Source organism: Streptomyces sp. NPDC057099, from assembly GCF_042671245.1.
GTDB lineage: Bacteria > Actinomycetota > Actinomycetes > Streptomycetales > Streptomycetaceae > Streptomyces > Streptomyces purpurascens.
Genome location: NZ_JBHUTX010000029.1, coordinates 82,841 through 96,501 on the forward strand (window position 1 = coordinate 82,841; position 13,661 = coordinate 96,501).

11 protein-coding genes and 2 pseudogenes are annotated in these 13,661 nt (G+C 72.6%); 7 read left to right on the forward strand and 6 right to left on the reverse strand.

The annotated features are described in order from the left end of the window. The first annotated feature begins 6 nt into the window (after nucleotides 1–6). From ACFT4A_RS28690 to ACFT4A_RS28710, 5 genes are all read left to right on the forward strand, one after another. Nucleotides 7–1,023: an asparaginase gene (locus tag ACFT4A_RS28690; RefSeq protein ID WP_382835444.1), complete on the forward strand. Its 1,017-nt coding sequence runs from the start codon at nucleotides 7–9 to the stop codon at nucleotides 1,021–1,023. A gap of 130 nt (nucleotides 1,024–1,153) precedes the next feature. Then, complete coding sequence (gene aspA, locus ACFT4A_RS28695; RefSeq protein WP_382835406.1) at nucleotides 1,154–2,566, forward strand: aspartate ammonia-lyase; 1,413 nt, start codon at nucleotides 1,154–1,156, stop codon at nucleotides 2,564–2,566. A 42-nt stretch (nucleotides 2,567–2,608) separates the two neighbouring features. Then, nucleotides 2,609–3,541 carry a glutaminase gene (locus ACFT4A_RS28700; protein WP_382835409.1) on the forward strand — a complete coding sequence of 311 codons (933 nt, stop codon included), beginning with the start codon at nucleotides 2,609–2,611 and terminating at the stop codon, nucleotides 3,539–3,541. Between the two features lie 144 nt (nucleotides 3,542–3,685). Beyond that, nucleotides 3,686–5,080, forward strand: a complete 1,395-nt coding sequence (gene mptB / locus ACFT4A_RS28705) for a polyprenol phosphomannose-dependent alpha 1,6 mannosyltransferase MptB (RefSeq protein WP_382835412.1) — start codon at nucleotides 3,686–3,688, stop codon at nucleotides 5,078–5,080. Then, entirely contained in the window at nucleotides 5,077–6,447 is a 1,371-nt protein-coding gene (locus tag ACFT4A_RS28710) for a glycosyltransferase 87 family protein (RefSeq protein WP_382835415.1), read from the forward strand. Before mptB ends, ACFT4A_RS28710 begins: the two co-directional genes overlap by 4 nt. 83 nt (nucleotides 6,448–6,530) lie before the next feature. On the opposite strand, the pseudogene ACFT4A_RS28715 reads toward ACFT4A_RS28710, so the two are convergent. The 4 genes and pseudogenes from ACFT4A_RS28715 to ACFT4A_RS28730 all read right to left on the reverse strand — a co-directional run. Then, a pseudogene (locus tag ACFT4A_RS28715) lies at nucleotides 6,531–7,367 on the reverse strand (D-alanyl-D-alanine carboxypeptidase family protein); the annotation flags it as partial. A 118-nt stretch (nucleotides 7,368–7,485) separates the two neighbouring features. Then, the gene (gene rho, locus ACFT4A_RS28720) at nucleotides 7,486–8,637 is read right to left on the reverse strand and encodes a transcription termination factor Rho (protein WP_382835418.1); all 1,152 of its coding nucleotides are present in this window, start codon (nucleotides 8,635–8,637) and stop codon (nucleotides 7,486–7,488) included. 279 nt (nucleotides 8,638–8,916) lie between these two features. Beyond that, nucleotides 8,917–9,744, reverse strand: coding sequence for a class I SAM-dependent methyltransferase (locus tag ACFT4A_RS28725; protein ID WP_382835421.1), 828 nt, complete (start codon nucleotides 9,742–9,744; stop codon nucleotides 8,917–8,919). 25 nt (nucleotides 9,745–9,769) lie between these two features. Continuing rightward, nucleotides 9,770–10,168, reverse strand: coding sequence for a nuclear transport factor 2 family protein (locus ACFT4A_RS28730; RefSeq protein ID WP_376385407.1), 399 nt, complete (start codon nucleotides 10,166–10,168; stop codon nucleotides 9,770–9,772). 69 nt (nucleotides 10,169–10,237) lie between these two features. Between ACFT4A_RS28730 and ACFT4A_RS28735 the strand changes: the two genes are divergently transcribed. Together ACFT4A_RS28735 and ACFT4A_RS28740 are read left to right on the forward strand one after the other, a co-directional pair. Next, nucleotides 10,238–10,801: a PadR family transcriptional regulator gene (locus ACFT4A_RS28735; protein ID WP_382835424.1), complete on the forward strand. Its 564-nt coding sequence runs from the start codon at nucleotides 10,238–10,240 to the stop codon at nucleotides 10,799–10,801. 4 nt (nucleotides 10,802–10,805) lie between these two features. Continuing rightward, nucleotides 10,806–11,531: a class I SAM-dependent methyltransferase gene (locus ACFT4A_RS28740; RefSeq protein ID WP_382835427.1), complete on the forward strand. Its 726-nt coding sequence runs from the start codon at nucleotides 10,806–10,808 to the stop codon at nucleotides 11,529–11,531. Here ACFT4A_RS28740 and ACFT4A_RS28745 read toward each other — a convergent pair. Together ACFT4A_RS28745 and ACFT4A_RS28750 are read right to left on the reverse strand one after the other, a co-directional pair. Continuing rightward, on the reverse strand, nucleotides 11,528–12,274 hold the full coding sequence (locus tag ACFT4A_RS28745; protein WP_382835430.1) for a GntR family transcriptional regulator: 747 nt from the start codon (nucleotides 12,272–12,274) through the stop codon (nucleotides 11,528–11,530). The two genes, ACFT4A_RS28740 and ACFT4A_RS28745, sit on opposite strands and share 4 nt — an antisense overlap. Nucleotides 12,275–12,407: 133 nt before the next feature. Next, nucleotides 12,408–13,571, reverse strand: a pseudogene (locus ACFT4A_RS28750) (serine hydrolase domain-containing protein); the annotation flags it as partial. Between the last annotated feature and the right edge of the window lie 90 nt (nucleotides 13,572–13,661).

Consider the following 13,661-nt stretch of genomic DNA (forward strand, 5'->3'; position numbering starts at 1 on the left):
GCAGTGATGTACAGCAGTTCCCCGGCGGACGCACCCCTTGTCCGTGAACCCGTCCACGCCCCCGTCGCCCACCTCATCCGCGGTGGCATCGTCGAAGGCATCCACTACGGCTCCGTCGTCGTCCTCGGCGCCGGCGGAGAGGTACAGCTCCAGCTCGGCGACATCGAGGCCGCCTTCTACCCGCGCTCCGCGCTCAAGCCCCTCCAGGCCGTGGCCATGGCGCGGGCCGGGCTCCCGCTCGACGGCGAGCTGCTGTCGCTGACCGCGGCCAGCCACTCCGGCGAGGAACGCCACCTCGCCGGCTCCCGGCGCATCCTCGAAATCGCCGGGCTCACCGAGGGCCACCTGCGCAACGTCCCGGATCTGCCGTACGACCCGGTCGTGCGGGACGCCTGGGTGCGCGAGGGCCGGATGCCCTCGCGGCTCGCGCAGAACTGCTCCGGCAAGCACGCGGCCATGCTCTACACCTGCCTGCTGAACGACTGGTCCCTGGAGGACTACCTCGACCCGGGCCACCCGCTCCAGCAGGCCATCGCCGAGATCGTCGAGGACCTCACCGGGCAGCGCATCGCCCGGGTGACCGTCGACGGCTGCGGCGCGCCCCTGTTCTCCGTCTCCCTGCACGGCCTCGCCCGCGCCACCGCCCGCATCACCACCGCGGCGCCGGGCACGCCCGAGGCCCGGGTGGCCGACGCGATGCGCGAGCACGCCGAGATGGCCTCCGGCTCCGGGCGGGACGTCGCCGCGCTGATGCGGGCCGTGCCAGGGCTGCTCGCCAAGGACGGATTCGAGGGCGTGCAGGTCGCCGCGCTGGCGGACGGGCGGGCCGTCGCCGTGAAGATCTCCGACGGGGCGAATCGGGCTCGTGTCCCGGTCACCGCCGCCGCGTTGGCCCGGGCGGGCGTCGACCCGGAGATGCTCACCGAGTTCGCGGGTGAGCCGCTGCTCGGCGGTGGCGAACCGGTGGGCTGTGTGCGGCCGGTGCGTGCACTGGATCCGGTTCCGTCCACGGCGTGCGTGTAACCGCGCCGAACCGATGGGGGACTGCGGGTGGTAGCCGGTCTGCGGGCCGTTCGTGGTTGATCGCGCAGTTCCCCGCGCCCCTATGGGGCGCGACTCACCCTCACCCCTCAGAAAGAGGACCCGCACTCTCATGACCGCCGCCACCCGCTCCGAACACGATCTGCTCGGCGACCGTGATGTGCCCGCCGACGCCTACTGGGGTGTCCACACCCTGCGTGCCACGGAGAACTTCCCCATCACGGGCATGCCCATCTCGTCCTACCCCCACCTGATCGAGGCCCTGGCCGCCGTCAAGGAGGCCGCCGCCCTCGCCAACGAGGAACTCGGCCTGCTGGAGCCGAAGAAGGCCGCCGCCATCGTCGCCGCCTGCCGCGAGATACGCGACGGCAAGCTGCACGACCAGTTCGTGGTCGACGTCGTCCAGGGCGGCGCCGGCACGTCCACCAACATGAACGCCAACGAGGTCGTGGCGAACCGGGCGCTGGAACTGCTGGGCCACGCCAAGGGCGAGTACCAGCACCTGCACCCGAACGAGGACGTCAACCTCGGCCAGTCCACCAACGACGTCTATCCGACCGCCGTCAAGATCGCCACGGTGTTCGCGGTGCGCGGGCTGCTCTCGGCGATGTCCGTCCTGCAGGACACCTTCGCCGGCAAGGCCGTCGAGTTCCACGACGTGCTCAAGATGGGCCGTACACAGTTGCAGGACGCGGTCCCGATGACGCTCGGCCAGGAGTTCTCCGCATACGCGGTCATGATTGACGAGGACCGGTCCCGTCTTGCCGAGGCCGTCGAGTTGATCCATGAGATCAACCTCGGTGCCACGGCGATCGGCACCGGCCTCAACGCTCCCGCCGGGTACGCGGAGGCGGCCCGCCGCCACCTCGCGGCCATCACCGGCCTGCCCCTGGTGACCGCGGCCAATCTGGTCGAGGCGACCCAGGACTGCGGCGCCTTCGTCCAGATGTCGGGCGTGCTCAAGCGCATCGCGGTCAAGCTCTCCAAGAGCTGCAACGACCTGCGGCTGCTGTCCTCCGGCCCGCGCGCCGGCCTCAACGAGATCAACCTGCCGCCGGTGCAGGCCGGCTCGTCCATCATGCCCGGCAAGGTCAACCCCGTGATCCCCGAGGTCGTCAACCAGGTCGCCTTCGAGGTGATCGGCAACGACGTCACCATCACCATGGCCGCCGAGGCCGGACAGCTCCAGCTCAACGCCTTCGAGCCGATCATCCTGCACTCCCTGTCGGAGTCCATCACCCATCTGCGCGCGGCCTGCCTCACCCTCGCCGAACGCTGCGTGGCCGGCATCACCGCCAACACCGAGGCGCTGCGCGCCACCGTCGAGAACTCCATCGGCCTGGTCACCGCCCTCAACCCGCACATCGGCTACACCGCCGCCACCGACATCGCCAAGGAGGCCCTGGTCTCCGGCCGGGGCGTGGCCGAACTCGTCCTGGAGAAGGGCCTGCTGCCCGCCGAGACACTCGCCGGCCTGCTGCGCCCGGAGGTCCTCGCGGGCAGCGGCCCGGCTCCGACGGCCTGACCCAGGGCCTGCCGAGCGCACCGGGACCGGCACCGAGGGACAATGGTGATCATGACATCGTCGACGACCTTCCAGCCGGTCCTGGAGCGCATCGCCGAGGAGATCGAGCGGACTCCCGGCCGCGGCCGGCCCGCCGACTACATCCCGGCGCTCGCCGCCCGTGACCCCCGCCGGTTCGGCATGGCCGTCGCCGAACCCGACGGCACCGTGTACGGCGTGGGGGACTGGCGGGAGCCGTTCTCCGCGCAGTCCCTCACCAAGGTCTTCACCCTCGCCCTCGACCTGGCCCGCGAGGGCGACGCCCTGTGGGAGCACGTCGGCCGCGAGCCCTCCGGCAACCCCTTCAACTCCCTCGTCCAGCTGGAGTACGAGAACGGCATCCCGCGCAACCCGTTCATCAACGCGGGCGCCCTGGTCGTCACCGACCGGCTGCACACCCGTACCGGCGACGCCTCGGGCGAACTGCTGGCGTTCCTGCGGGCGGAGAGCGGCAACCCCGGCCTGTCCTTCGACGAGGAGGTCGCCGCCTCCGAGACGGCGCACGGCGACCGGAACGCGGCTCTCGGCCACTTCATGGCCGCCTACGGCAACATCGACAACCCGGTGCCGGTCCTGCTCGACGAGTACTTCCGGCAGTGCTCGGTCACCGCGTCCTGCGCCGACCTCGCCCTGGCCACGAGTTTCCTGGCCCGCCACGGCGTCCGCGCCGACGGCACCCGGCTGCTCACCCGCAGCCAGGCCAAGCAGATCAACGCGATCATGCTGACCTGCGGCACGTACGACGCGGCGGGCGACTTCGCCTACCGCGTCGGACTGCCCGGCAAGAGCGGTGTGGGCGGCGGCATCATCGCCGTCGTCCCGGGCCGCTGCACGCTGTGCGTGTGGAGCCCGGGCCTGGACGAGCGCGGCAATTCGGTGGCGGGCATGGCGGCCCTCGACCGATTCACGACGCTGACGGGCCTGTCGGTGTTCTGAGGACGGCTGTCGAGCGCCCCTCAGGCGCGCGAGCCCCCACCGGCCCGCACCCGATCACCGGCCGGTCACACTGCCGCTTCCTCCCGGAACAGACCCCGTCAGCTTCCGGCCACCCGACGCCGACACCCTGACTGAGTGTTGGCCATGGCTTTCCCCGTCGATCTCCGCCGCTGCCGGATACTCGGTCTGGCCGGTACCGCCTTCCTCGCGGCGGGCGGTGAGACAGCCGGCGCCCTGCCCGTACGGGACCTCCTCCATCCGGCCTCCGCCGGCGCTGCCCTCGGACTGGTCGGTGTGTACTTCGGCGTCGTCCTGCTGATCGCGGCCTGGGCGCTGCTGGGCCGGCTGGTGCGCGGGCCGAGGCCGCCCACTCCCCGGGCCCTGCTGCTCGTCCTCGCCGTCTGGGCGGCACCGTTGCTGCTCGCCCCGCCGCTGTTCAGCCGGGACGTCTACAGCTACCTCGCCCAAGGGGCGATGGTCGACGCGCACATGGACGTGTACGCGCACGGGCCGTCCCGGCTCGGCGGCCCGCTCGCCGACGAAGTCGCCCCGCTCTGGCGGCACACCGGAGCCCCGTACGGCCCGGTGTTCCTCGCCGTGGTGGCGGCCCTGTCCGGTCTGACCCGGGGGGAACTGCCCGCCGGGCTGTTCGGGATGCGGCTCGTCGCGGTCGCCGGCGTGGCCCTGATGGCGGCCGCACTGCCCCGGCTCGCCCGCCACAGCGGCGCCGACCCGTCCGCCGCACTGTGGCTGGGCGCCCTCAACCCGCTCGTCCTGCTGCACCTGGTCGCGGGCGCCCACAACGACGCCGTCATGCTCGGCCTGCTCGGCGTCGGCCTGGTGGCGGCGCTCGGCCGGTGGCCGGTCCTCGGAGCCGTCCTCGTCACGCTCGCCGCCCTGGTCAAGGCGCCCGCCGTGCTCGGCCTCGCCGCCGTCGTCGTCCTCCAGGTGCGCGCGGGCCGCACTCCGGCGAAGGCCCTCCTGACCACCACCGTCGCCGCCGCGGGGACGACCGTCGCCGCCACGGCCGTGGCCGGCACCGGGTACGGCTGGATCAGCGCCCTGAACACCCCCGTCTCCCCCCAGAACTGGGCCCTGACCACCCTGCTCGGCCGCGCCACCCGGGCCCTGCTGGAACACCTGGGCAGCGACCTCGCGCCCCTGGCGATCCCCGCCTGGCACGCGCTCGGTATCGCGGCGGCCGTCGTCGCGATCGTGCTGATATGGCTCCGGCTGCGCCCACGCCCCGTCTACGCCCTGGGCCTGAGCCTCGCGGCGGTGGCCGCGCTCGGCCCGGCGATCCGCCCCTGGTACGCCCTGTGGGGCCTGTTCCTCATCGCCGCCGCCACGCCCAGCACCTCCGTACGCCACCGCACGGCGGCCGTGACCGGTGTGCTCGCGCTCTGCGTCCTGCCCAGCGGCGGCGCGGCGGACACGGGGCAACTCGTCCTCGCCGTCTCCGGCGGCGCGCTCGCGGTCGTCGTGCTGTGGCAAGCCCGCCAGGCCGAACTCGCCCCGGCGCCGGGAGGCGCGGCATGACCCCGGCCCCGCCGCGCACCGACCGCGGACGACTGCTGCTCCTGCTCGCCCTCGCCACGGTGGTGACCGTCTTCACCGCCACCGTGCCCCTGCTGCGCGACTGGTTCGACCTGCGCGTCTACTACGGCAGCATCGACACCTGGGTCCATCACGGCGGCCGGATCTACGACTACCGGGTGCCCGGCACCAACTACGGCTTCACCTACCCGCCGTTCGCCGCGGTCGCCATGCTGCCGATGGCCCTGCTGGACCTGCGCACCGCGATCGCCGTCGCCCTGCTGCTCAACCTGGTGGCCCTGGCCGTGATCCTGCGTCTGCTCACCGGCCCCGAACGGCGGCGTCACGGCTGGTACGGCTGGGCCCTGATCGCCTGCCTGCTCGCACTGTTCGAACCGCTCCGCGACACCTTCAGCTTCGGTCAGGTCAACCTGCTGCTGCTGGCTCTCGTGCTCACCGACGCGGCGCTGCTCGCCACCGGACACGGAAGCGGACGCTGGGCGGGCATCGGCATCGGGCTCGCGGCCGCGATCAAGCTCACGCCGGCGCTGTTCATCGGGCTGCTGCTGGTGGCCCGGCGGTGGCGCGCGGCGGCTCTCGCCACGGCCGTCGCCCTCGGGGCCACAGGCCTCGCGGCCTGGGTCGACGCGGACGCCTCGCGCTTCTACTGGACCGACGCGCTGTGGGACACCAGCCGTGTCGGGCGCCTCGGCTATGTCTCGAACCAGTCGGTGCAGGGCATTCTGGCCCGCCTCGGCGAACCGGACCGGGCGGTGTGGGCGGCGGCGGTCCTGCTGATCCTCGGCGTGTGGGCGGTGCGGGTGCGGCGGGCGGTCGCCGCGGGGGACTGGACGGCGGCGTTCGCCCTGACCGGCCTCGCCGCCTGCCTCGTCAGCCCGATCACCTGGGTGCACCATCTGGTGTGGCTGCTGCCGTCCTTCGCCGTGCTGGTCCGTACCGGGCACCCGCGGGTCGCGGGCGCCCTGTACGCCGTGCTGTGCACCAGCGTGGTGTGGCTGTGGTTCGACGACGCGTCCGGCGTCGACGGGTTCCTGGGCGGCAACACCTACGCCTGGATCACTCTGGGTCTGCTGCTGTGGCTGCCGGTCGGTCAACTCCCCTCGGACCGGCGGACCGGCACGCGCAGCACCAGCACGACGACCGCCGCGCCCAGCCCGACGGCACCCAAGATCAGCCCCGCCTCGGTCCAGGCGGAGGCGGCTTCCTCCGGCACGGCCGCGGCGGCGGCCGCGGGCAGCGTCGTCGCTCCCGGCCGCGCGGGTGCCCGCCGGGTCTCGAGCGAGCCCACCGGTTCGACCCTCCCGGCCGACCGGAACCCCCAGTCGAGCAGTGAGCGCGCTTCCTCGTAGACGGCGGCCCCGCCGCCCTCCTGAGGGTTCATCACGGTCACCACGAGGGTGCGCCCGCCCCGGCGCGCCGCCGCGACGAGCGTGCTGCCCGCCTTGCTGGTGTAGCCGTTCTTGATGCCGATCAGCCCCCGGTACGGCTGCACGCCGCGGGTGCCGCTCAGCAGCCGGTTGGTGTTGCGGATCGCGTACGACCAGCCGCCCCCGCCGGGGAATCTGGCCTCGACCGTGGCGCAGTAGCGGGCGAAGTCCGGGTTGCGCAGCCCCACCCGGCCGAAGATCGCCAGATCGAACGCCGACGACACCTGGCCCGGCGTGTCGTAGCCGTCCGGCGACAGCACACGCGTGTCGTAGGCGCCCAGGGAGCGGGCCTCGGCCTGCATGCGCCGGGCCGTGGCCCGCCAGCCGCCGTTCAGTTCGGCCAGGACGTGCACGGCGTCGTTGCCGGAGTTGAGGAAGACACCGCGCCAGAGGTCGGCGACCCGGTAGGTACGGCCCTCCGCGACCCCGACCAGGCTGCTGCCGGCACCGACACCCCTGAGCTCCTCCTCGCGGACCGTGTGCCGGCCGCTCGACGGCAGCGCGGGCAGCACCGTGAGGGCGAACAGGGTCTTCAGGGTGCTGGCCGGGGGCAGCCTGCGATGCGCGTTGTGGGCGGCGAGCACATCTCCGCTGCGGGCGTCGGCCACCAGCCACGACAGGGCGGAGACCTCCGGGAGACGGGGCACCCCGGCACGCGGGTGGACATGGGTACCGGGGCGGTGCAGCAGCGAGGGATGCGGGGCCGCCGCCCTCGGCCCGGCGGGCGCACTGGGCTCCGCCCTGCCGGAGACGTCCGCCGCGGCGGGCACCACCGCCAGGAGCCCTACGGCACAGAGCACACCGGCCGATACGGCCATCCGGAAAGAGAGTCCGAGGATCATATGATTAACGTAGAAACGGATGTGCTCTGCACGGCGACGACCGGGCCGAACGGCGTCCGCGAGCACCCGGATGCCACACCGGCGACCTCCCGAGACGGGGTGGTCGGGGGGATGTCCGTCAGTCCGATGGCAGGGTCGGCTGGATGCGCCGCAGGAACGTCGCGTTGTCCGGCGTCTCGCGCATCCGCTCCAGAAGGGTCTCCAGACCGCCTTGGCCGTCCCGGCTCTGCAGCACGCGCCGCAGGCCGTGCATGGCCGCCAACTCGGCCGGAGGCAGCAGGAGTTCCTCACGGCGGGTGCCGGAGGGCGTGATGTCGACGGCCGGGAACACGCGGCGGGACGCCGGGTCGCGGCTCAGGCGCAGCTCCATGTTGCCGGTGCTCTTCAGCTCCTCGAAGTAGAAGTCGTCGGCCCGGGAGCCGGTCTCCACCAGGGCGGTGGCGAGGATCGTGAGCGAGCCGCCCTCCTCGGCGGCCCGGGCGGCACCGAAGAACCGCTTGGGGCCGGTCAGCGCGGACGCGTCGACGCCGCCGGTGAGGATGCGGCCACCGGACGCGGCCGCGTTGTTGTGCGCCCGGCACAGCCGGGTCAGCGAGTCGAGGAGGATGACGACGTCCTCGCCCGCCTCGACGAGCCGCTTGGCCCGTTCGATCACGAGCTCGGCGAGCGCGATGTGCTGCTTGGCACTGCGGTCGAACGTCGAGGCGTACACCTCGCCCCGCACGCTGCGCCGCATGTCGGTGACCTCCTCGGGCCGCTCGTCGAGCAGCAGCACCATCAGCCGGCTCTCGGGATGGTTGCCGGCGACGGCGGCCGCGAGCTGCTGGAGGATGACGGTCTTGCCGGTCTTGGGCGGGGCCACGAGGAGCCCGCGCTGGCCCTTGCCGACCGGCGAGATCAGGTCGACGACCCGTCCGGTCAGTCCTGCGGCCGGGTGCTCCAGACGCAGCCGCTCGTGCGGATGCAGCGGAGTCAGGTCCCGGAAGTGACGCCGGCCGCGCGGTTCCCCGGGCTCACGGCCGTCGACCCGTACGACGTCGGTCAGGCCGCGCCGGTCGCCGCGCACGCCCTCGACCAGGTCGCCCTTGCGCAGGCCGTACCGGCGGATCAGCGCGGGGGAGACCGGAGGGTCGGCGGGGGTGGGCAGGCAGTCCTCGCCGCGCAGATGCCCCTTCCCGGCCGAGTCGATGTCGAGGACACCGGTCGCGGTCTGGGCTGTCTGGGACTGGGACTGCTGCTGGACGGGTGGGTTTTCCAGTGTGGTGGTCATGGTGGTGTGTCCTTTCGAGGACGGACGGCATGGGACATGCGAAGGAAGGGGGAGAGAGCCGCGAGGGGAGGGCCTGGGGCACGCCTCCGGGCGGCGAGAACAGCACAGCACCATGGCTACGACGAAGAACGTCCTGCTCAGCGAGGTGGTGCTGGAATCAGAGAGAAAGAGAAGAAATGAACTGGCACCGGCGCCCGAAACCCGGGCGTGCACGAGTGCTGTCCGTACTGTACCACGGCACGAGATGCCGGGGGAATGACCTGTGCCTAGGCCGTCGTCTCAGCGGCCGGCCAACAGCCCGTACAACAGCGGGATCCGCGGCTCGGGCAGCCGCCACCAGCCGGACTCCGTACGGACCATCTGCGGCCAGCGTTGCCAGGGAAGTTCGTCGCCCTCCCGCAGCCGCCGCACGGTGAGTCCCGTTCCGGTCAACGCGTTGACGACCTCGCCCATTCCGTGCATCCACTCGTAGCTGTCCGTGGCGCCCTCGACGGCCGGGCCGTCCGTGTAGGTGCGGGTCGCGTCCCTGCGCACCGGGCCGCCGCCGCTCAGGTAGTCGTGGCGCAGCAGCAGCTCGGGGCCGTCGCCCGGAGCCGGTTTCGGGCCGAGGGAGTTGAGGAGGGGATGGAACTCGACGACGTACAACCGGCCGCCCGGCCGCAGGAGCCGGCCGACGACCTCCGCCCATCGGTCCAGGTCGGGCAGATAGCACAGGGCGCCCTTGCCGGTGTAGACGACGTCGAACTGCCGCCCGTCCAAGGCCTCGACGGCGTCGTACACGTTCGCCTGTACGTACGTCACGTCCGCCCCGGCCTCCGCGGCGATACGGGTCGCGGCCGCAACCGACGCCTCGGAGAAGTCGAGGCCGACGGCACGGGCTCCGCGCCGGGCCAAGGCGATCGTCTCGGTGCCGAGGTGACACTGCAGATGCAGCACGTCACGCCCGGCCAGCTCGCCGAGGTCCTCCCACTCGAAGGGGGCGAACCAGCGCTCGGGGTCGAGGTCCTGGTCGAGGCCGTAGAACCGGCTGGCGAGATGGACGGGTGTGCGGGCGTCCCAGTTGGCCTGGTTGGCCCGCATCAGCGCGTCGTGCTCGGCGGACGTCATGGGGCCATCCAACCAGACGCGTCGCTCACACCGAGCGTGCTCGCGCCTCCTCGGCGATCCGCTCGAACTGCGCGCCCATGGCCGCCGCGAGCGCCTGTGCCCCCGACAACGGGCGCACCATCACGGTGAATTCGTCGATCAGTCCGTTCTCGTCGACATGGATGAAGTCGCAGCCGTTGATCTCCCGGTCGCCCACCCGCGCGGTGAAGACGAGGGCGTGGTCGCGGCCGTCCGCGTCGTTGATCTCGCGCACGTAGCGGAAGTCCTCGAAGACGCCGGCGACGGCGCGCAGGATCGCCGCCGTGATCGCCTTCCCGGCGTACGGCTTGAACACGACCGGGCTGGTGAACACGACGTCCGGCGCCAGGAGCGCCTCGGCGGCGTCGAGGTCGTCCGCCTCGATGGCCTCGCGGAATGCACGCATCGAACCTGCCTTGGTCAATTTATTGAGTAGGTGCGGATGAGATTAGTCAACCGCTGTTACCGTGTCCACATGTCTCTGAAGTACGCCGTTCTGGCCGCCCTCCTGGAAGGAGAGGCCTCGGGCTACGAGCTCTCCAAGGTGTTCGACGTGTCGCTCGCGAACTTCTGGGCCTCGACGCCGCAGCAGCTCTACCGGGAGCTGGAGCGTCTTGCGCGGGACGGGCTGATCGAGGCCAGGGTCGTGCGCCAGGAACGGCGGCCCGACAAGCGGATGTTCACGCTCACCGAGGCGGGCCGTGAGGATCTGCGCACGTTCGCCGCCACACCGCCCCGGCGGCCCACCGCCATCCGGGACGAACTCCTCATCAAGATCCAGGCCATGGACGGCGTGGACCCCGAGGCCACCCGTGAGCTGGTCGAGGAGCGCGAGGCGTGGTCCCGTGGCAAGCTCGCCCGCTACCTGCGCGTCCGCGAACGCCTGCTGGCCGGCCGCAGCGAGGAGGAGTACTTGCGGGAGGCCGACCGCGTCGGTCCGTACCTCACCCTCATGGGAGGCATCGGCTTCGAGGAGGAGAACCTCCGCTGGTGCGAGCGCGTACTCACCGTCCTCAAGCAGCGGGCTCCCCTAGGCTGAGCCGATGTTCAGCCCCGAAGGCCCCAGCCTGCGTGAGCTCGCCGTCCAGGCGCTGTCGTCCGTCGAGCGCGGCTACGACCTCCTCGCGCCGAAGTTCGACCACACCCCCTTCCGGACACCCGAAGCGGTCCTCGACGCCGTCGGGTCGGCACTGCGGCGGATGGGACCCTTCGACGCCGGCCTCGACCTGTGCTGCGGCACCGGCGCGGGCGTCGGCGTGCTGGCGGGGGTGTGCCGGGAGCGGGTCACCGGCGTCGACTTCAGCGCGGGCATGCTCGACATCGCGCGGGAGCGGGTCGGCCCCGTGGGGCCGCCGGTCTCCTGGGTCCGGGCCGACGCCCGAGCCCTGCCCTTCGCGCCCGCCTTCGACCTGGTGGTCAGCTTCGGGGCCTTCGGGCACTTCCTGCCCCGTGAGCTGCCCGCCCTGTTCGCGCAGGTCCGCTCGGTCCTGCGGCCGGGCGGCTGCTTCGCGTTCCCGCTGGTCGCCCCGCCCCGCCCGGGCTCGCTCGGCTACTGGATGCTGCTCGGCTTCGACGCGGTGATGCGGGTGCGGAACGCGCTGTGGCGGCCTCCGTTCGTCATGTACTACCGCGCGTTCCGCTTCGGGGACGTTCAGCGCGAGCTGGCACGCGCCGGCTTCCGGGTGGACCTGCACGCCCTGCCGGAGTTCGGACCGCGACGGGACGGCAGCCCGCGGGTACGGCTGGTCGTGGCCCGGTCGCCGGTCTAGTCGGACCGGCCCGGCAGGGTGAACTCGTAGACCAGCGCGTCCTGTTGGGCGTCCACGACAAGGTCGGTGATCTCCAGCGGGCGCGCGTACTGGTCGTGCACCTGCCGGGTGACCCGCACCGACGGCGTGCTCGCGAGGCGGGTGATGGCGTCGCGGTGGTGCAGCGTCAGTCCGGCCCGGCGCATCCAGTCGTAGGCCCGTCGCAGGTGTGCGGTGGCGGTGCCGTCGGCGCGGTCGCGGTAGCGGGCGAGTTCCTCCACCTCCGCCAGGGCCACGGCCGAGAAGGACGTCACGGCGGTCCGCAGTCCCTGTCCGTCGGCGGTCGCGTGTCGGTAGGTGTGGACGAGGGTGGGCCGGCCCGGGGCCAGTCCCAGGGCCTCGGCGTGGCCCGGCGGGGGCGGCTCCCAGGTGACGGTGGCGCGGGCGACCGTGCCCGGAGTGGCGGCCGCCGCGCCGACCGGGAAGGCGAGTGAAGCCGGGGTTTCCACCGGCAGGCCGGGCAGGGTGGCATGGCTGCCGCGCCGGTCCGTGGCGACCAGACCGTCACGGCGCAGCAGCTCCAGCGCCTGCCGTACGGTCTCCCGGCTGACCCCGAAGTGCTCGGCCAGCCGCCGTTCGCCCGGCAGCCGCTCACCGGGCGGGATGCGGCCGTCGCGCAGTTCGCCGAGCAACTGGGTCGCGATCCGCCGGTACAAGGGCTCTTCCTCGGCCGGCGGGTGGTCGTGCGGGGTGGTGCGGGCCATGCCGCGCCTCCTGGTGGTGACGTGCGGTAGTGGTACGGACTCGGTGCGCCACCAGATCTAGCATTGGTCTAAACCAGACGGGAAGGGCGGCCGGGCGGTTCGGCCGAAACAGGACCGCCCGAGCCCGCCGTCGCAGCGCGTTGTACAGGGCCTCGACCAGTGCCGTCTTCCGCGGGTCGTCCGCGATATGAGGCCCCATACGGTTCATCACATACCCCAGGGACACCTCCGCCTCCGGGTCGGCGAGCCCGCAGGAGCCGCCGAAGCCGTCATGACCGAAAGCGCGCGGGTTGGGTCCGTAGGAGCCGTTGGACCCGCTGAGCCACAGCCCGAGCCCCGCCTCCGTCTCGTTCTCGAACCCGGCGCCGAGCACCAGGTCCCGGCAGCTGCCCTGCCCCTCGCGCACCCGCTCGGCCGCCTCGGCGGACAGGACGCGGTGGTCTCCGTACGAACCGCGGCCCGCGAAGACGCCGTAGAGCGCGGCGACCGCGAGCGCGGTGCCGTGCCCGTTCGCCGCCGGAATCTCGGCGGCCCGCCACCCGGCCGTGTTGGCCCCGGCGGCGGACACCGGCGGGTTCGTCAGTGCCGCGACCGCAGCCGGGGCCAACTGGGCGAAGACGGCGGCCTGTTCACTGCTCGCCGCCACCGGCGGCTGGACCAGCTCGGCCACCCGGCCGGAGTCCTTCTCGGGCAGTCCGATGCGGAAGTCGATCCCGAGCGGCGCGGTCACCTCCCGCTCCAGGAAGGCCCCGGGGCGCAGTCCGGAGACCCGTCGTACGACCTCGCCGACCAGATGGCCGTAGGTCAGCGCGTGATAGCCGGACCGGGTTCCCGGTTCCCACCAGGGCTGCGTCGCCGCGAGCCGCTGTGTGGTCAGCTCCCAGTCGCAGAGCTGCTCCAGCGAGTGCGGTTCGCGCAGCCCGGACAGCCCGGCGCGGTGGGACAGCAGATGCCGTACGAGGACCTTCTCCTTGCCCGCCGCCGCGAACTCGGGCCAGTAGTCGGCGACCGGCGCGTCGAGTTCCAGCAGCCCCCGGTCGGCGAGTATGTGCGCGCACAGCGCCACCGGGCCCTTGGTCGTGGACCACACGTTGACCAGCGTGTCCGGCTCCCACAGCCGGGAGCGCTCCGCGTCGGCCCAGCCGCCCCACAGATCCACCACCGTCGTGCCGCCGACGGTGACGGCCACCGCGGCGCCCAGCTCGCCCCGCTCCCGGAAGTTCTCCTCGAACGCCCTGCGTACCGCCGTGAACCGCGTGTCGCAGTGCCCGCGCACCTGTGTCTCGTTCTCGGACATGAGCCCCTCCGCCGTCCGTCTCGGGGCCGGGCCGCCATGGAGCGGCCCCGCCCCGAAGAACAAACCGACAGGTCGGGACCGCACGAAAGT

Coding starts and splice junctions, on each gene's coding strand:
- ACFT4A_RS28690 (WP_382835444.1), top strand. CDS start 7: ATGTACAGCAGTTCCCCGGCGGACGCACCCCTTGTCCGTGAACCCGTC.
- aspA (WP_382835406.1), top strand. CDS start 1,154: ATGACCGCCGCCACCCGCTCCGAACACGATCTGCTCGGCGACCGTGAT.
- ACFT4A_RS28700 (WP_382835409.1), top strand. CDS start 2,609: ATGGTGATCATGACATCGTCGACGACCTTCCAGCCGGTCCTGGAGCGC.
- mptB (WP_382835412.1), top strand. CDS start 3,686: ATGGCTTTCCCCGTCGATCTCCGCCGCTGCCGGATACTCGGTCTGGCC.
- ACFT4A_RS28710 (WP_382835415.1), top strand. CDS start 5,077: ATGACCCCGGCCCCGCCGCGCACCGACCGCGGACGACTGCTGCTCCTG.
- rho (WP_382835418.1), bottom strand. CDS start 8,637: ATGACCACCACACTGGAAAACCCACCCGTCCAGCAGCAGTCCCAGTCC.
- ACFT4A_RS28725 (WP_382835421.1), bottom strand. CDS start 9,744: ATGACGTCCGCCGAGCACGACGCGCTGATGCGGGCCAACCAGGCCAAC.
- ACFT4A_RS28730 (WP_376385407.1), bottom strand. CDS start 10,168: ATGCGTGCATTCCGCGAGGCCATCGAGGCGGACGACCTCGACGCCGCC.
- ACFT4A_RS28735 (WP_382835424.1), top strand. CDS start 10,238: ATGTCTCTGAAGTACGCCGTTCTGGCCGCCCTCCTGGAAGGAGAGGCC.
- ACFT4A_RS28740 (WP_382835427.1), top strand. CDS start 10,806: ATGTTCAGCCCCGAAGGCCCCAGCCTGCGTGAGCTCGCCGTCCAGGCG.
- ACFT4A_RS28745 (WP_382835430.1), bottom strand. CDS start 12,274: ATGGCCCGCACCACCCCGCACGACCACCCGCCGGCCGAGGAAGAGCCC.